Origin of the sequence: Streptomyces sp. B1I3, from assembly GCF_030816615.1 — a bacterium.
Classification (GTDB): Bacteria; Actinomycetota; Actinomycetes; order Streptomycetales; family Streptomycetaceae; genus Streptomyces.
The window spans coordinates 6,524,141-6,541,325 of record NZ_JAUSYD010000001.1; the positions used below are offsets into that span (position 1 = coordinate 6,524,141).

The 17,185-nt window shown below is 71.8% G+C and carries 17 protein-coding genes and 1 pseudogene; 13 read left to right on the forward strand and 5 right to left on the reverse strand.

The features are described 5' to 3' along the window. Positions 1-14: 14 nt before the first annotated feature. From QFZ58_RS29670 to QFZ58_RS29695, 6 genes and pseudogenes are all read left to right on the forward strand, one after another. Positions 15-1,193, forward strand: a complete 1,179-nt coding sequence (locus QFZ58_RS29670) for an MFS transporter (RefSeq protein ID WP_307127961.1) — start codon at positions 15-17, stop codon at positions 1,191-1,193. Between the two features lie 181 nt (positions 1,194-1,374). Further along, positions 1,375-2,403, forward strand: coding sequence for an N-acetyl-gamma-glutamyl-phosphate reductase (gene argC / locus QFZ58_RS29675; protein ID WP_307127962.1), 1,029 nt, complete (start codon positions 1,375-1,377; stop codon positions 2,401-2,403). After that, the gene (gene argJ / locus QFZ58_RS29680) at positions 2,400-3,554 is read left to right on the forward strand and encodes a bifunctional glutamate N-acetyltransferase/amino-acid acetyltransferase ArgJ (RefSeq protein WP_307127963.1); all 1,155 of its coding nucleotides are present in this window, start codon (positions 2,400-2,402) and stop codon (positions 3,552-3,554) included. Before argC ends, argJ begins: the two co-directional genes overlap by 4 nt. Beyond that, a pseudogene (argB, locus tag QFZ58_RS29685) lies at positions 3,551-4,450 on the forward strand (acetylglutamate kinase); the annotation flags it as partial. The gene argJ and the pseudogene argB, both read left to right, overlap by 4 nt. 119 nt (positions 4,451-4,569) lie before the next feature. After that, a complete protein-coding gene (locus QFZ58_RS29690) occupies positions 4,570-5,781 on the forward strand; it encodes an acetylornithine transaminase (protein ID WP_307127964.1) in 1,212 nt (403 codons plus the stop codon). Between the two features lie 10 nt (positions 5,782-5,791). Then, positions 5,792-6,328, forward strand: a complete 537-nt coding sequence (locus QFZ58_RS29695; RefSeq protein WP_307127965.1) for an arginine repressor — start codon at positions 5,792-5,794, stop codon at positions 6,326-6,328. Positions 6,329-6,342: 14 nt separating this feature from the next. Here the strand turns inward: QFZ58_RS29695 and QFZ58_RS29700 are convergent, their stop codons facing one another. Then, the gene (locus QFZ58_RS29700; RefSeq protein ID WP_307127966.1) at positions 6,343-7,044 is read right to left on the reverse strand and encodes a L,D-transpeptidase; all 702 of its coding nucleotides are present in this window, start codon (positions 7,042-7,044) and stop codon (positions 6,343-6,345) included. A 471-nt stretch (positions 7,045-7,515) separates the two neighbouring features. Here QFZ58_RS29700 and argH point away from each other — a divergent pair, with 471 nt between their 5' ends. Further along, positions 7,516-8,949: an argininosuccinate lyase gene (gene argH / locus QFZ58_RS29705; protein WP_307127967.1), complete on the forward strand. Its 1,434-nt coding sequence runs from the start codon at positions 7,516-7,518 to the stop codon at positions 8,947-8,949. Between the two features lie 61 nt (positions 8,950-9,010). Then, positions 9,011-9,982 carry an aldo/keto reductase gene (locus QFZ58_RS29710; protein WP_307127968.1) on the forward strand — a complete coding sequence of 324 codons (972 nt, stop codon included), beginning with the start codon at positions 9,011-9,013 and terminating at the stop codon, positions 9,980-9,982. A gap of 6 nt (positions 9,983-9,988) precedes the next feature. On the opposite strand, the gene QFZ58_RS29715 is transcribed toward QFZ58_RS29710, so the two are convergent. Continuing rightward, on the reverse strand, positions 9,989-10,489 hold the full coding sequence (locus QFZ58_RS29715; protein ID WP_307127969.1) for a hypothetical protein: 501 nt from the start codon (positions 10,487-10,489) through the stop codon (positions 9,989-9,991). A gap of 85 nt (positions 10,490-10,574) precedes the next feature. Between QFZ58_RS29715 and QFZ58_RS29720 the strand changes: the two genes are divergently transcribed. Together QFZ58_RS29720 and QFZ58_RS29725 are read left to right on the forward strand one after the other, a co-directional pair. Continuing rightward, positions 10,575-11,126, forward strand: a complete 552-nt coding sequence (locus QFZ58_RS29720) for a TetR/AcrR family transcriptional regulator (RefSeq protein WP_307127970.1) — start codon at positions 10,575-10,577, stop codon at positions 11,124-11,126. Next, positions 11,123-12,670 carry an MFS transporter gene (locus tag QFZ58_RS29725; protein WP_307127971.1) on the forward strand — a complete coding sequence of 516 codons (1,548 nt, stop codon included), beginning with the start codon at positions 11,123-11,125 and terminating at the stop codon, positions 12,668-12,670. Before QFZ58_RS29720 ends, QFZ58_RS29725 begins: the two co-directional genes overlap by 4 nt. A 76-nt stretch (positions 12,671-12,746) precedes the next feature. On the opposite strand, the gene QFZ58_RS29730 is transcribed toward QFZ58_RS29725, so the two are convergent. Then, entirely contained in the window at positions 12,747-13,418 is a 672-nt protein-coding gene (locus QFZ58_RS29730) for a 1-acyl-sn-glycerol-3-phosphate acyltransferase (protein WP_307127972.1), read from the reverse strand. 234 nt (positions 13,419-13,652) lie between these two features. Here QFZ58_RS29730 and QFZ58_RS29735 point away from each other — a divergent pair, with 234 nt between their 5' ends. The 3 genes from QFZ58_RS29735 (at position 13,653) to QFZ58_RS29745 (ending at position 16,004) form a co-directional block, all read left to right on the forward strand. Further along, positions 13,653-14,813, forward strand: a complete 1,161-nt coding sequence (locus QFZ58_RS29735) for a glycerophosphodiester phosphodiesterase (protein WP_307127973.1) — start codon at positions 13,653-13,655, stop codon at positions 14,811-14,813. Between the two features lie 92 nt (positions 14,814-14,905). Then, positions 14,906-15,463, forward strand: coding sequence for a sigma-70 family RNA polymerase sigma factor (locus QFZ58_RS29740; RefSeq protein WP_307127974.1), 558 nt, complete (start codon positions 14,906-14,908; stop codon positions 15,461-15,463). A 37-nt stretch (positions 15,464-15,500) separates the two neighbouring features. Next, on the forward strand, positions 15,501-16,004 hold the full coding sequence (locus tag QFZ58_RS29745) for a GNAT family N-acetyltransferase (RefSeq protein ID WP_307127975.1): 504 nt from the start codon (positions 15,501-15,503) through the stop codon (positions 16,002-16,004). 91 nt (positions 16,005-16,095) lie between these two features. On the opposite strand, the gene QFZ58_RS29750 is transcribed toward QFZ58_RS29745, so the two are convergent. Continuing rightward, positions 16,096-16,542 carry a hypothetical protein gene (locus QFZ58_RS29750; protein WP_307127976.1) on the reverse strand — a complete coding sequence of 149 codons (447 nt, stop codon included), beginning with the start codon at positions 16,540-16,542 and terminating at the stop codon, positions 16,096-16,098. A gap of 2 nt (positions 16,543-16,544) precedes the next feature. Then, on the reverse strand, positions 16,545-16,904 hold the full coding sequence (locus QFZ58_RS29755; protein ID WP_307127977.1) for a hypothetical protein: 360 nt from the start codon (positions 16,902-16,904) through the stop codon (positions 16,545-16,547). Positions 16,905-17,185: the final 281 nt, after the last annotated feature.

Below are 17,185 nucleotides of genomic sequence, written 5' to 3' on the forward strand. Positions count from 1 at the left end.
GGGTAAAACACTGGGTGGAGCGGTCGCGGTCGCGCACAGTACCCGCCGGCCCCGGCCAGGCCGGTGCGCTGGCCGCACTGTCCACCGCCGCCTTCCTCTTCATCGGCCTGCCCGCGGGCGCCTGGGTGGACCGCATGCCCGGCCGCCGGGTGCTGGTCGCCGCCGACGCGGCCCGTGCCGCGCTGTTCGCCTCGATCCCCGTCGCCTGGTGGCTGGGCGTGCCGTCACTGCCGCAGCTGTACGCGGTGGTGCTGCTGAACGGCTGCGCGACGGTGTTCTTCGACGTCGGCTCGCAGAGCGTCCTGCCCGAGCTGGTCGGCCGTGAGCGCCTGGTGCCGGCGAACGCCGCCCTGGTGAGCCTGATGGCCGGCGCCAACATCGCCGGCCGCGGCGCCGGCGGCTTCTTCGTGCAGTTCTTCACGGCTCCCCTCGCGATCCTCGGCGGGGCCGTCGCCTACCTGGCCTCCGCCGCCGGCCTCACGGGCATCCGACGACAGGCTCCTGCCGTGCCACCGGCAGACCGGCGACGGCTGCGGGCCGAGATGGCGGAAGGGCTGCACCACGTCCTGGGCAGCCGCGAGCTACGCGCGTTGGCGCTCACCGCGACCCTCACCAACCTCGGCGCACAAATGATCAACGCCATACTGCCGGTGCTGTTCGTCCGCGAACTGCACCTGTCCGCCGGGGTGCTCGGGGCGTACTGGGCTGCCGGCGGCCTGGGTATCCTGCTCGGCGCCGGCGTCGCCCGCCGCCTCGCCGCCCGCCTCGGCCACGGCCGCACCCTGGGGTTGGCCGGGCTCTGGTTCGCACCCGCCGCACTCGCCGTCGCGCTGATCGACGATGGGCCGTGGCTGTGGGTGGCCGGTGCCGGGTGGCTCGCGGCCATGACCAAGACGGGTATCGACAACGTCCTCGGCGTCACCCTGCGCCAGCACCTGACCCCTGGCCCGCTGCTCGGACGCATGAACGCCACCTTCCGCTTCCTGCTCACCGGCGCCCTGGCCATCGGCTCCGCCCTCGGTGGCCTCGTCGGCCAGGCGGCCGGCCTGCGCACGGCGGTCTGGGCGGGTGCGATCTGCCTGGCCGGCGCCTTCCTCCCGGTCTTCTGCTCCCCCGTCCGTAAGCTGCGAGAGCTTCCGGTAGCCAGCACGCCACCCCGCCGGGCATCAACGGCATGCGCCACCGAGGCGTGAACCGGCACTCGCCTGCGCGATCGGGCCCCGTGGGTCAACCACGACGCTCAACAGGCCAACTCGAGCGCTCACAGGCCGACTGAAACGCTCGGTCACACATCCGACGCCCGTGCGCCGATCACACCTTTGCATAAACCTGCGTGGATGCGTATAGTCATGCCATCGACGAGGAGGATTCCCGATGGTGGTACGTGCGGCAGTGGCAGGAGCGAGCGGCTATGCAGGCGGAGAACTGCTCCGCCTGCTCCTCGCCCACCCCGAGGTGGAGATCGGCGCGCTCACCGCGCACTCCAACGCCGGGGAGCGGCTCGGCGCACTGCAGCCGCACCTGAGGCCGCTCGCGGACCGGGTTCTGCAGCCGACCACGGCCGAGGTACTTGCCGGGCACGACGTCGTCTTCCTGGCCCTTCCGCACGGGCAGTCCGCCGCCGTCGCCGAGCAACTCGGCGAGGAGGTGCTCGTCGTCGACATGGGCGCCGACTTCCGGCTGGCGGACGCGGCCGACTGGGAGAAGTTCTACGGCTCGCCGCACGCCGGCACCTGGCCCTACGGCCTGCCCGAACTGCCGGGAGCCCGCGCGGCCCTGGAGGGCTCCAAGCGCATCGCCGTACCGGGCTGCTATCCCACCGCCGTCTCGCTCGCGCTCTTCCCGGCCTACACCGCCGGCCTCGCCGAGCCCGAGGCCGTCGTCGTCGCCGCCTCCGGCACCTCCGGCGCCGGCAAGGCGGCCAAGCCGCACCTGCTCGGCTCCGAGGTCATGGGCAACATGTCCCCGTACGGCGTCGGTGGGGTGCACCGGCACACCCCCGAGATGATCCAGAACCTCAGTGCCGCGGCCGGTGAGCGCGTCACCGTCTCCTTCACGCCGACCCTGGCCCCCATGCCCCGCGGCATCCTGGCCACGTGCAACGTGAAGGCGAAGCCCGGCGTGGACGCCGGCACGCTCCGCGCAGCCTACGAGAAGGCCTTCGCCGACGAGCCGTTCGTCGATCTGCTGCCCGAGGGGCAGTGGCCCGCCACTGCGGCCGTGTACGGCTCCAACGCCGTCCAGGTCCAGGTCGCCCACGACGAGGCGGCCGGCCGGATCGTCGTGATCAGCGCCATCGACAACCTCGCCAAGGGCACCGCCGGAGGCGCCCTGCAAAGCATGAACATCGCCCTCGGGCTCCCCGAGGACACAGGTCTTTCCACGATCGGAGTCGCACCGTGAGCGTCACGGCAGCCAAGGGATTCACGGCGGCGGGCATCGCCGCCGGAATCAAGGAGAGCGGTAGCCCGGACCTGGCCCTCGTGGTCAACAACGGCCCCCGCCGCGCCGCCGCGGGCGTCTTCACCTCCAACCGCGTCAAGGCCGCACCCGTCCTCTGGTCGGAGCAGGTGCTCAAGGGCGGCGAGGTCACCGCCGTCGTCCTCAACTCTGGGGGAGCCAACGCCTGTACGGGTCCTCAGGGTTTCCAGGACACGCACGCCACGGCCGAGAAGGCCGCCGAGGTCCTCACCGGTCACAGCGCCGGTGAGATCGCGGTCGCCTCGACCGGGCTGATCGGCCTGCTCCTGCCCATGGACAAGCTCCTGCCCGGCATCGAGAAGGCCGCGGCCGCCCTCAGCGAGCACGGCGGGGAGAAGGCCGCCCTCGCGATCAAGACCACGGACACGGTCCACAAGACGGCTGTGGCAGGCGGCGAAGGCTGGACCGTCGGCGGCATGGCGAAGGGCGCCGGCATGCTCGCCCCCGGCCTCGCCACGATGCTGGTCGTCCTCACCACCGACGCGGACGTCGACGCGCCCGCCCTCGACGCCGCCCTGCGCGCCGCCACCCGCACCACGTTCGACCGGGTCGACTCCGACGGCTGCATGTCGACCAACGACACCGTGCTCCTCCTCGCCTCCGGAGCCAGCGGAATCACGCCCGCCCGGGCCGAGTTCGACCAGGCCGTCCACAGTGTGTGCGCCGACCTCGCCCGCCAGCTGATCGGTGACGCCGAGGGGGCCTCCAAGGACATCCGGATCGAGGTGATCAACGCGGCCACCGAGGACGACGCCGTCGAGGTCGGCCGGAGCATCGCCCGCAACAACCTCCTCAAGTGCGCCATCCACGGCGAGGACCCCAACTGGGGCCGGGTCCTCTCCGCGATCGGCACCACGAAGGCCGCCTTCGAGCCGGACCGTCTCAACGTCGCCATCAACGACGTCTGGGTGTGCAGGAACGGCAGCGTGGGCGAGGACCGTGAACTGGTCGACATGCGCTACCGGGAGGTCAGGATCACCGCCGACCTCGCCGCGGGAGCCGAGTCGGCCGTCATCTGGGCCAACGACCTCACCGCCGAGTACGTCCACGAGAACAGCGCCTACAGCTCATGAACGCCGCGAGGAAGCACACCGCGCTGCCCAAGGCCCAGATCCTCATCGAGGCGCTGCCCTGGCTGACCCGGCACAACGGCAAGACCGTCGTCATCAAGTTCGGCGGCAACGCCATGATCGACGAGGAGCTGAAGGCCGCCTTCGCCCAGGACGTCGTCTTCCTGCGGCACGCCGGTCTCAAGCCGGTCGTCGTGCACGGCGGAGGCCCGCAGATCAGCGCCCAGCTCGACAAGCAGGGTCTGGTCAGCGAGTTCAAGGCCGGGCTGCGCGTGACCACGCCGGAGGCGATGGACGTCGTACGCATGGTGCTGGCCGGCCAGGTCCAGCGTGAGCTCGTGGGGCTGCTCAACCAGCACGGCCCGCTCGCCGTCGGTATGACCGGTGAGGACGCCCACACCATCACCGCCACCCAGCACCGTCCTGTGATCGACGGCGAGTTCGTCGACATCGGCAGGGTCGGAGAGATCACCGCCATCGACACCGGGGCCATCCAGGCGTTGCTGGACGACGGCCGGATCCCGGTCATCTCCTCCATCGCGCGCTCCGCCGAGGACAACCACGTCTACAACGTCAACGCCGACACCGCGGCCGCCGCACTCGCCGCCGCGCTGAACGCCGAGACGCTGATGGTCCTGACCGACGTCGAGGGCCTCTACGAGGACTGGCCGAACAGCGACGACGTGATCAGCCGGCTCACCGCCACCGAGCTGGAGAAACTGCTCCCCGACCTGTCCAGCGGCATGGTGCCCAAGATGCAGGGGTGCCTGCACGCCGTACGCAACGGTGTCGAGACCGCCCGTGTCATCGACGGCCGGGTCCACCACTCGATCCTGCTGGAGATCTTCACCGACGAGGGAGTCGGCACAATGGTCGTGCCCGACGCACAGACCGACGTCCGCACCGACGCACAGGCCGACGCCCGCACCGACGCGCAGGCCGACGCCCGCACCGACGCACGGACCGACCCACAGGCCGGCGTACGCACCGGCCAGCAGACCGGCGAGCAGGGGGAAGCATGAGCAACGAGGAGCTCTCACAGCGCTGGCAGACCGCGCTGATGAACAACTACGGCACCCCGCAACTGCCCCTGGTCCGCGGCTCCGGCGCCCGGGTGTGGGACGCCGACGGCACCGAGTACCTCGACTTCGTCGGTGGTATCGCGGTGAACGCGCTCGGCCACGCCCACCCTGCCGTCGTCGAGGCCGTCTCCACCCAGATCGCCTCCCTCGGCCATGTCTCCAACCTCTTCATCGCCGAGCCGCCGGTGGCGCTCGGAGAGCGGCTGCTGCAGCTCTTCGGCCGGACGGGCAGGGTCTTCTTCTCCAACTCCGGCGCGGAGGCCAACGAAGCCGCGTTCAAGATCGGCCGGCTCACCGGGCGCACGCACATGGTCGCCACGGACGGGGGCTTCCACGGCCGGACCATGGGCGCCCTCGCCCTGACGGGTCAGCCCGGCAAGCGCGAGGCGTTCCAGCCGCTGCCCGGCGACGTCACGCACGTGCCGTACGGAGACGTCGAGGCCCTCAGGGACGCGGTGACGACCGAGACGGCGCTGCTGATCATCGAGCCCATGCAGGGCGAGAACGGCGTGGTCGTCCCGCCTGCGGGTTATCTGGAAGCCGCCCGGGAGATCACCCGGGCCACCGGCACCCTGCTCGTACTGGACGAGGTGCAGACGGGTGTCGGCCGCTGCGGCCACTGGTTCGAGCACCAGGCCCACCAGGGGGTCGAACCGGACGTCGTCACGCTGGCCAAGGGCCTCGGCGGCGGACTGCCCATCGGCGCCACCGTCGCCTTCGGCGCGGCGGCCGGCCTGCTGCAGCCCGGCCAGCACGGCACGACGTTCGGCGGGAACCCCATCGCCTGTGCCGCCGGCCTCGCAGTCCTGGACACCCTCGCGGCCGAAGGCGTCCTGGACGAGGTGAAGCGGCTCGGGGAGAAGATCAGGAACGGGGTCGAGGGTCTGGGCCACCCGCTGGTCTCCCACGTCCGCGGCTCCGGCCTGCTGCTGGGTATCGTGCTCACCGGGCCCCTCGCACCGCAGGTGCAGCAGGCGGCTCAGGGAGCCGGACTCCTGGTGAACGCGCCCGCCCCCGATGTCGTGCGGCTCATGCCGCCGCTGATCATCGGTGACGCAGAGGTGGACGCGTTCCTGCGGATTCTTCCGGGAGCCCTCGACGCGGCCTACGGGGACGGACGATCCGGGGAGTCACGATCCGGAGAATGAGGCGACGACGATGACCGAGGCGCAGGAAACCGACCACGGCGGGCCGTCGGTGCCGCAGACCCGCACCGCACGCCACCGCAGGATCGTGGACATCCTGAACCGGCAGCCGGTGCGCTCGCAGAGCCAGCTGGCCCGGCTCCTCGCCGACGACGGGCTGAGTGTCACCCAGGCGACGCTCTCCCGCGACCTGGACGAGCTCGGCGCGGTGAAGATCCGCAACACCGGAGGCGAGCTGATCTACGCGGTGCCGAGCGAGGGTGGATTCCGTACCCCGCAGGCGCCGCTCGGCGGGTCGGCCAAGGAGGAGCGGATGCGCAGGCTCTCCGCCGAGCTGCTCATCTCCGCGGAGGCCTCGGCCAACCTCGTGGTGCTGCGCACGCCCCCGGGCGCCGCGCAGTTCCTCGCCTCGGCCATCGACCAGGCCGAACTCCAGGCGATCCTCGGCACGATCGCGGGCGACGACACACTCATGCTCATCAGCCGCGACCCGGCCGGCGGGCAGGCGCTGGCCGACCATCTGCTGAGGCTGGCCCAGAACGACGTCTGAGCCGTCGGCGCCGGTCAGTACCGGGTGATCGCGGTCGGGCCCGACCGGGTGCCGACCGCGATGTGCGGCAGGCGGCCCGGATCGGCCCAGGCGAGGAGCCGGTCCATGGCAGCCGCCGGTACGGACACACAGCCGGCCGTCGCCCCCTTGCCGTCGACGTGGAGGAAGATGCCGGCGCCCCGGCCGCGTACCGGCCGCTCGTAGTTGTAGCCGATCACGAGCGCCCGGGCGTACTGCGTTCCGTACGCCGCGAGGCGTTCGGCCTCCTCGGCCCGGCAGTCGTCCGGCAGGGGCTCCACCCAGCGGTTGTAGGCGCGCGAGGCGTTGTCCTGGCACCACCAGGAGTGGGCACCGATCCGGCGGTAGGGGTAGCGGGTGCCGGGCCGGGCGGCCTCGGTCCCGAAGGCGTACGGCAGGTCGTACAGGCCGGTGGGTGTGGTGTTCGTGCCCTGGGTGCGGGTGGCCCCCTCGACGAGGCCGTTCGCCCCGAAGCGGGCCGGGGCCGAGCCGGCCGCCACCCACCCGCCCCGCCGCCGGTCCCACCAGGTGAGCGTGCCGGTGGTGGAGCCGGCGCCGGGTGCCTCGGCGGTGATCAGCTGCGTACCGCCGCCCGTGTCGGCCAGCCGGCCGGGCAGGGACGGGCCGTCGGCGGGCCGGGCCCCGAGGGAACCGGCCAGCGCGAGCAGAACGGACGCGGCCACCAGGTGTCTGCGCATGCGAGGGACGCTACGGCGCGCGGGGGCCCGCCACCCCCGCATCTGCTCCGGACGGCCCAGCGCCTCACCCCGCGGTCGGCGCGGCGGGCATGCCGGGCAGCGGCAGGTTGCGGCCCGGCATGCCCGGTGCCGGTGACGACGTCCGGCTTCTTCCCGGAACAGCCGCTCAGGCCCTCGTCACACCGGCGCCGGAAGCGGTCGGCGTGCGGGGAACGAACCGGGCCGCAGGACCTGAAGGACAGCCCACCGGAGCGACCGGCCCCGATCACCGGCTCGGCGCGTGCACACCACGGCCGTCTTCCGGAGGGACACATGCCGGGCGCGGAACAGCAGCCGCATGTCAATGCATGCGCGTTTCCACCGCCCTGACCGGCAACTTTGACAAACCATACGGCCTATCGCATAGTTATGCTGTTCGTGATCGCGCCGCGAGGCGGCCGCACACCCCTTGCACTCCCGAGGAGCACCCCAGTGAGCAACGGCACCGGTAACAGCGACGTACGCCTCTGGGGCGGCCGCTTCGCCGACGGCCCGGCCGAGGCCCTGGCCAAGCTGTCCGTCTCTGTCCACTTCGACTGGCGGCTCGCCCCGTACGACATCGCCGGCTCCCGTGCCCACGCCCGTGCTCTCGGCAAGGCGGGCCTGCTCACCGGGGACGAACTGACCCGCATGATCGCCGGGCTCGACGCCCTGGAAGCGGATGTCGCCGACGGCTCGTTCACCGGCACCATCGAGGACGAGGACGTCCACACCGCCCTGGAGCGCGGCCTCCTGGAGCGGCTGGGCCCGGATCTCGGCGGCAAGCTGCGGGCCGGCCGCTCCCGCAACGACCAGATCGCCACGCTCTTCCGGATGTACCTGCGCGACCACGCCCGCACCATCGGCGGGCTGATCGCCGAACTCCAGGACGCGCTGGTCGGGCTCGCCGAGGCGCACCCGGACGTGGCCATGCCCGGCCGTACCCACCTCCAGCACGCACAGCCCGTCCTCTTCGCCCACCACGTCCTGGCACACGCCCAGGCCCTGGGGCGGGACGCCGAGCGCCTGCGGCAGTGGGACGGGCGGACCGCGGTCTCGCCGTACGGTTCCGGCGCGCTGGCCGGCTCCTCCCTCGGGCTCGACCCCGAGGCGGTCGCTGCCGAGCTCGGCTTCGAGCACGGTTCCTGCGGCAACTCCATCGACGGCACCGCGTCCCGGGACTTCGTCGCCGAGTTCGCGTTCATCACCGCGATGATCGGAGTCAACCTCTCGCGGATCGCCGAGGAGGTCATCATCTGGAACACGAAGGAGTTCTCCTTCGTCACCCTCCACGACGCCTTCTCCACCGGGTCGTCGATCATGCCGCAGAAGAAGAACCCGGACATCGCCGAGCTGGCGCGCGGCAAGTCCGGCCGCCTCATCGGCAACCTGACCGGCCTGATGGCGACGTTGAAGGCCCTGCCGCTCGCGTACAACCGCGACCTGCAGGAGGACAAGGAGCCGGTCTTCGACTCCTGCGACCAGCTCGAGGTCCTCCTCCCCGCCTTCACCGGCATGATGGCGACGCTCACCGTCAACCGGGAGCGCATGGAGGAGCTGGCACCGGCCGGTTTCTCACTCGCCACGGACATCGCCGAGTGGCTGGTCAAGCAGGGCGTTCCGTTCCGTGTCGCGCACGAGGTCGCGGGGGAGTGCGTGAAGGTGTGCGAGCAGCAGGGCATCGAACTGGACGAGCTGACGGACGAGCAGTTCGCGAAGATCTCCGAGCACCTCACCCCCGAGGTGCGCACGGTCCTCGACGTGAGGGGAGCCCTCGCCTCGCGCGACGGCCGCGGCGGCACCGCCCCCTCTGCCGTCGCCGTCCAGCTCGCCGAGGTGAAGGCCGACCTGGCGGCGCAGCACGCCTGGGCCACCGCGCGCGGGTGAAGGAGGCATCGCGGGCGGTCTTTTCGGGAAGGCGTCCGGAACCGACCCAGAGGAGCCCGCGATGCCCTTCGCCCGCCTGAACCGAGCGACCACCCCGACCGCGCACATCGGGCTCGGCCTGGCAGCCGTCGGCAGGCCCGGCTACATCAACCTGCACCGCGACCGCGACCTGCCCGCCGACCGCAGCGTCGACGCGCTGCGGGCGCGTACCCACGAACTTCTGGACGCCGCCTACGCGCAGGGTGTCCGCTACTTCGACGTGGCCCGCTCCTACGGCCGTTCGGAGGAGTACCTCGCCGACTGGCTCACCGCCCGGCCCGACGTGACGGACGTCGTCATCGGCAGCAAGTGGGGCTACACCTACACGGCCGGCTGGCGTGTCGACGCCGAGGCGCACGAGGTGAAGGACCACGGCCTGGCCACCTTCGAGCGTCAGCGGGCCGAGACCGCCGCGCTGCTCGGTGAGCGGCTCGACCTCTACCAGATCCATTCGGTGACGGCCGACAGTCCGGCGCTGAACGACAAGGACCTGCACGCGCGTCTGGCCGCGCTGGCCGCCGAGGGCACCACCGTCGGCGTCACCACGAGCGGGCCCGCCCAGGCGGACGCCGTCCGGGCCGCCCTCGCCGTGACCGTGGACGGCGAGCCCCTCTTCCGTACGGTGCAGGCCACCTACAACGCCCTGGAAACCTCCGCCGGGCCGGCGCTCGCCGAGGCGCACCAGGCGGGAGTCACGGTCATCGTCAAGGAGGCCATGGCCAACGGCCGGCTCGCCGGCACGCAGGCCCCGGCCGTCGTCCGGGAGATCGGGGCCGAGGCCGGACTGGACGCGGACGCCGTGGCCCTCGCGTTCGTGCTCCACCAGCCGTGGGCGGGTGTCGTGCTGTCCGGAGCGGCCACGGTCACCCAGCTCGCCGGCAATCTGCACGCCCCCGTCCTCGGCCTCGACGCGGACGGGCTGGACCGGCTGGACGCCCTGGTGGAGGAGCCGGAGGCGTACTGGCGCCACCGCTCCTCGCTGCCCTGGAGCTGAGGCCGTTCACACCCAGTCGGCGAGCGCGTCGAAGTCCGTCGGCACCAGGCCCACCCGGGGATCGATCTGCCGCAGCAGGGCCCGCCCCGGGTGGTGGGCGGCGACCCACGCCGTGTCGATGTCCGTGATCTCGTCGTCGACCCAGGCGAACGGCCGCCCGGCCGCGTACGCGACGACGTACCGCGTCTTCCAGTACGTTCCGTCGCCGGTGGCTCCGTGCATGTCCGGCCAGTCGATGTACGGCAGTGGCGGCAGCCCGAGGTGCGGGCCGATCCACTCGTTCGCCTCGTCCTTCCAGGTGGAAGCCCAGACGAGTTCGTAGCGGTCGGTGAGGGTCAGCAGTTCGTCGCCGTGCCCGGGGTGGAGCAGCACGGGCAGCGGCGGCCCCGCCGTCCACCCCGTCGGCCGCATGGAGTGCCTCGTATAGCCCTGGGGCGCCCTGCGGCGTGACAGTGCCGCGTACGGATTGAGCGGACCGTCGACGTCGATCAGCAGCAGCGGCTTCATGGCGTCATGGTGCCCGCGGGCGGCGGGGGAGTCGACACCATTCCTCCATGAGACGTACATGTCTCAAATGGCTTACTCTCGTCTCATGACCCTCGACCGTGAACAGGTGCTGCGGAGCGCCGCCGCCCTGCTGACCCGCAGATCCACCGCGACCATGGACGAGGTCGCCAGAGCCGCAGGCATCGGGCGCGCCACCTTGCACCGGCACTTCGCCGGCCGGGACGCCCTGGTCGGCGCGCTGGAGAACCTCGGCATCCAGGAGTTCGAGGCCGCCCTGGACGCCGCCGCCCTCGACGAGGGCAGCGCGGAGGAGGGGCTGCGGCGGCTCGTCGCCGCCGTCGAGCCCAGCGCCGGCCTGCTGTCCTTCCTCGTCACCGAGAGCCAGCTCTTCGAGGGCGACCAGGTGAACGAGGGCTGGAACCGGCTCGACGCCCGGGTCTCCGCCTTCTTCCGCCGGGGGCAGGAACGCGGTGAGTTCCGCATCGACCTCACCCCCGCCTGGCTGACCGAGGCGCTGTACGGGCTGATCAGCAGCTGCGCGTGGTCCGTGCAGGTGGGCAGGGTCGCCGCCCAGGACTTCCCCCACATGATCGTCGAGTTGCTCCTGGGCGGAGCACGCCGGAGCGTGGAGAAATGAGTAGCACCGATCAGCGGGCGGGCGTCACCGGCGATCCGCACCACCAGGGGCGGTGGGTCGCCCTCACCGTCCTCGTCCTGGCCGTACTGCTGGTCGCCGTCGACGCCACCGTCCTCGGCCTGGCGACCCCGTTCCTCAGTGAGGATCTCGAACCGACCGGCACCCAGCTGCTCTGGATCGGCGACGTCTACTCCTTCGTGATCGCCGGACTGCTGGTCTCCATGGGCAGCCTCGGTGACCGCATCGGCCGTAAGAAGCTGCTGCTGACCGGCGCGGCCGCCTTCGGCGCGGTCTCCGTGCTCAACGCCTACGCGTCGAGCCCCGAGATGATGATCCTGGCGCGGGCACTGCTCGGCGTGGCGGGCGCCACCCTGATGCCGTCCACGCTCGCCCTGATCCGCAACCTCTTCCACGACCCGCGCGAGCGCAGTCTCGCCGTCGGGATCTGGGGCGCCATGGCATCGGCGGGCGCCGCCGTGGGACCCGTCGTGGGCGGGCTGCTCCTGGAACACTTCTGGTGGGGCTCGGTCTTCCTGATCAACCTGCCGGTGATGGCGGTCCTGGTCGTCGTCGGCATCAAGATGATCCCCGAATCGAAGAACCCGGCACCCGGCCCATGGGACCTGCCCAGCGTGGGGCTCTCCCTCGTCGGCATGATCGGCGTCGTCTACGCCGTCAAGGAGGCGGCCGCGCACGGCATCGGCTGGGAGACCGCCGCCTCGTTCGTCGGCGGGGCCGGGGCCCTCCTCTGGTTCGTACGCCGTCAGCTCCGGCTGCCGGCCCCGCTCCTGGACATGCGGCTCTTCCACCACCGCGGATTCTCCGGTGCGGTCCTCGCCGACCTGCTGACGATTCTCGGCCTGTCCGGGATCGTCTTCTTCCTCTCCCAGTTCCTGCAGCTGGTCCAGACCCGAGGGCCCCTGGAGGCCGGGCTCGCGCAGCTGCCGGCGGCCGTCGGCGCGGTGACCGCGGGCCTGACGGCGGGGATGGTCGCGCGCCGCTACTCGGTGCGCTCGGTCGTCGCCGCCGGTCTCGCGGCCATCGGTGTCTCGCTCGCCGTGGTCACGGTGATCCACAAGGAGACCGGCTACCCGCTGATCGGGGCACTGCTCCTCGTCGTGGGCGTCGGCGCGGGGTTCGCCTTCACCGTCACCTCCGACGTGATCCTCTCCAGCGTCCCCAAGGAGCAGGCGGGGTCCGCCTCCGCGGTGTCCGAAACGGCGTACGAACTGGGCGCGGCCCTCGGGATCGCCCTGCTCGGCTCCATCGTCACGGGTGTCTACCGGGGCTTCGGCACCCCCGAGGGCATCCCCGCCGCCGCCGAGGCGGCGGCCCACGAGTCGCTCGGCGGCGCCGTGGAGACGGCGGAGCACCTTCCGGCGCAGCAGGGGAGCGAGCTGGTCGTCGCGGCCCAGGAGGCGTTCGTCAACGGGCTGCGGGTGTCGGCGGCCGTCGGCGCCGTGGTGCTCCTGGCGACCGCCACGGCGGCCTGGTTCCTGCTGCGGGGCCAGAAGCTGGAGGAGGGCATCGTCCCCGACGAGTGACGGCCCGCCCGCTCCGCACAACCGGAAGGGCCGGTGACCGCCGAGGCGGTCACCGGCCCTTCCGGTTGTGCGGAGCTCAGGCTGCCTTGGCCTTCGTGGCGTAGATGTCGACGTACTCCTGGCCGGACAGCCGCATCACCTCGGCCATCACCGAGTCCGTCACCGCCCGCAGCACGTAGCGGTCGCGGTCCATGCCCTCGTAGCGGGAGAACTCCATCGGCTCACCGAAGCGGACCGTGACCTTGCCCGGGCGGGGGAGTCCGGCACCGCCGGGCTGCAGCTTGTCCGTACCGATCATGGCGAACGGCACGACCGGCGCGCCCGTCATCAGCGTCAGCCGTGCGATGCCCGTGCGGCCCCGGTAGAGCCGTCCGTCGGGGGAGCGGGTGCCCTCGGGGTAGATCGCGAAGGCGTTGCCCTCGTCCAGCACCCGGCGGCCCGTCATGAGGGCCGCGACGCCGCCGCGGCCACCGTCACGGTCCACCGGGATCATTCCGCAGCCCGTGAAGAACCAGGCCATCAGGCGGCCCTTGAGCCCCTTGCCGGTGACGTACTCGTCCTTGCCGATGTAGAACACCGGCCGGTCGCAGCAGATCGGCATGATCATCGAGTCGATGAACGTCAGGTGGTTGCCCGCGAGAATCACCGGCCCGGTCCCCGGGATGTTCTCGGCGCCTTCCACCTGGGGGCGGAACATGAGGCGCAGGATCGGTCCGAGCACTGCCTTGATGACCGTGAGTCGGGACAACGCATCCTCCGGTGTCGTGGCCGGGCGGCCGGGTGTGGATTTCGCAAGGGTCTGTGCAGGTGAGGACGATACTCGCGGGTACTGCCTGATCGCACATCGGGTACACGCGGCGGACACACGGTGTTGACGTGTGTTTCCGCCACGTTCGTCCGTGGGCCGCCCCACCGATGGCGTGGCTGCCTACGATCGAGCCTCGCTCGACACGATGCCAGACATCCCATGCGAGGAGCATTCATGACAGAGCGCGCGCGCACGAGTCCCGGCCGACGGACCCTTCTGGGGGCGGCCGTCCTCGGCACGGCGGCCCTCGGAATCACCGGTACGGCGCAGGCCGCCGAGCGTGGCACGAACGGCCGGAACAGCGGCCACGGCTCCTATCGGGACCTGCCCGTGCCGACTGTGATCGGCCACCGCGGCGCCAGCGGCTACCGCCCCGAGCACACCCTCGGCTCCTACCGGCTGGCCCTGGACATGGGCGCGCACATCGTCGAGCAGGACCTGGTGCCGACCAAGGACGGCCACCTCGTCTGCCGCCACGAGAACGACATCACCGCCACCACGGACGTCGCGGACCACGCCGAGTTCGCGAGCCGCAAAACCACCAAGAAGGTCGACGGCGTCGCGCTCACCGGCTGGTTCACCGAGGACTTCACCCTGGCCGAGCTGAAGACACTCCGGGCGAAGGAGCGCATCCCCGCCAACCGCCAGGAGAACACCCTCTACGACGGACGCTGGGAGATCCCCACCTTCGAGGAGGTCCTGCAATGGGCCGACGAGGAGGGACGCAGGCGCGGCAGGCCCGTCTGGCTGTACGTCGAGACGAAGCACCCCTCCTACTTCCGGAACCTCGGGCTCGCGCTCGAGGAGCCGCTCGCCCGGCTGCTGCGCCGCCACGGCCGGCACCGCGCGCACTCCCCGCTGATCCTGCAGTCCTTCGAGCCGAGCTCCATGCGGCGGATGTCCGAGCTCGTCGCCACCCCGCGCGTCGTCCTGCTGTCCGGACCGGGGGAGCGCCCCTGGGACTTCGTGGAGGCCGGCGACCCGCGCACCGTCGCCGACCTGGTGAAGCCCGCCGGGCTGACGTGGATCGCGTCCTTCGCCCAGGGCATCGGCCCCACGCTGGACCTGGTCGTCCCCAGGGACGGCGCCGGCCGGCTGACCACGCCCACGGCCCTGGTGGACGACGCGCACGCCCGGGGCCTGATCCTCCACCCGTACACGATGCGCAACGAGAACACCTTCCTGCCCGCGGACTTCCGTCGCGGCACGGACCCGAACGCGTACGGCGACGCCTTCGGCGCCCTGCGCACCTACTTCGAGGCGGGCATCGACGGCATCTTCTCCGACAACCCGGACACCGCGCTGCTCGCGGCGTCCGACTTCGCCGAGGGCTGAGCGCAGCCGTCAGCCGCACGGCCGGGATGCCCCGGTCGGGTGGAGCTCCCCGCGTACGGCAACCGGCCCCGCGCGGGGAGCGTTGACGGGGCATGACGCTTCCCGATCTTGTTCCCCGGCCGGCGGACGCCTCCCGGAGGGCCGTCGTCCGCGCCCTGCACCCCCTCGTGCGCGCGGAGGCGACAGCCGAGGCCGTGGCGGCCGGGATGGAGGCCGCCGACCTGGAACAGGCCGTCTGGTTACGGCTGCTGGAGCGACCGGCCGGGCAGGGGCCTCCCCGGGACCCCGCCCGCTGGGTCCGCGCCGCCGTACGGGCGGCGGCGCGCGACGCCCGCCGCAGGGCCCGTCATGAGCGGGCGTACACCGCCGGCGACGCGCCGGGCGACTGGAGCGGCTGCCCCGAGCGGATCGCCCTGGGGGCCGACGAACGCCGGGCGCTGCGCGCCGCGGTGGGACGGCTGCCCGGGAGATGCCCCCGGTTACTGGAGGCGATGCTGTCCCCCCACGATCCGACGTACCGGGAAATCGCAGGGGAGTTGGGTATGTCACAGGGGAGTTTGGGACCGATGCGTTCCCGATGCCTTGGATGTCTGCGCAGAATGCTCACGGCGGAGGTTGTAGCTCCTGAACTGCGGGGAATGGAGCGGTAGACAACCGGCGGACCAGGTGAGCGGGAGGCATGCACACATGGGCATGAGCGTGACCATCTCGGCGGCGACAGCGCAGGACGCCGAGCAGATCTTCAGGCTCCAGTACCTCTGTTTCCAGAGCGAGGCGGAGCTCTACGGCAACTACCGGATCGATCCGCTCGTGCAGAGTCTCGACTCGGTCCGCGACGAAGTCGCCACCGACCTGGTGTTCGTGGCCCGGCTCGGCGACGAAGTCGTCGGCTCGGTACGCGGCTTCACCGACAAGGACGGCACCGGCCGGATCGGCAAGCTCTGCGTCCACCCCCGGCTCCGCGGCCACGGCCTCGGTACCCGCCTGCTGCGCGCCGCGGAGTCCGGCCTGACGGACGGGCGTTCCGCCACCCGCTTCCGGCTGCACACGGGGGAGCGCAGCGAAGGCAATCTGCGTCTCTACCGCAAGGCCGGATACGCCCGGGTGGGCAACGCCACCGGTGAGGACGGCGTCCGGCTCGTCCTGCTCGAGAAGAACGCCGCCGCACCGGCGTACGTCGCCAGTGCCTGAGGGTCTGCCGGGTGGTCCGCGGTCGTGCGGCGGGCACCCGGCAGGCGCCTGACGGCCCGGTGCCCCTGCGGGCGGCGGGCGGACCGGGGAATCACGCGCTCCGCGCGCGGCGCAGCCAGAGCATCCCGGTGACCGGCAGGATCACCGGGATGAACAGGTACCCCATGCCGAAGTCCGACCACACCGTGGCGTCCGGGAACGCGGACGGCTTCGCCAGCGTCCAGGTGCCGACGACCAGCACGCCCGCGAGCTCGGCGGCGCAGCACACGAGCGCCGCCCTGCGCGCCTTCTCGCCGCCCCGCACCAGCGAGTACGTGATGAAGCCGTACACGAGGGCGGCGACGGCCGAGAGCACGTACGCCAGGGGTGCCCGGTCGAAGTCCAGGATCATCTGGACGATCGAGCGGGAGGCGGCTGCCACGGTGAACACCCCGTAGAACCAGACCAGTACGCGCCCGGGGCCCGTGCCGAGCTCGAACTGCGGCCTCGGCTGCGGGTGCGGCCCGGTGGGGGCCTCGGAGCGGTCGGTGTCGGTCACAGTCAGTTTCCCCAGATGTCGTAGAGCCGCACTTCGAGGACGGCCAGCACCACCGCACCCGCCGCCACGGTCACCGAACCCCAGCGGGTCCGCTCCGTCAGGGACAGGAAGCCCGCCGCGGGTACGGCCGCGAAGGAGCCGATCAGATAGGCGATGAAGATCGTCATGCCCTGGTCCGGCCGCTCGCCCCGGGCGAGTTGCACGATCCCCACCACGAGCTGGGCCAGCGCCAGCACGGAGACGACCGCCATCCCGATGAAGTGCCAGTCCTTGGTGGGCTGGTCCCGGTAGGCGGCGAGTCCGCACCAGGCGGCGAGGGCGAGCGCGGTCACGGCGACCGCGACCGTCAGGGCGTCAAGCATGAAGCGAGGGTATTACGGACCACGGGGACCACCGCGTGCGGCCCTGGCGCCGGGCCGGACCGGGGCGGCCGGGTGATCGTGGCCTTGGCCACAGCCCGCCCACGGCCGAGCCCGGTGGCCCGCCGGGCGAGTGGAGTACCTGCTTCCGTATCATCGCAGGTCACAGAGGTGGCGGGCCCGCCCGGCGGGGGCGGGCCGGCCATCCATCACTGTCCGCTATACGGACAGCCGGGCTCGGCGGGAGGTGACGTCTGTTTTACTTGGGCCATGACCACGACGAG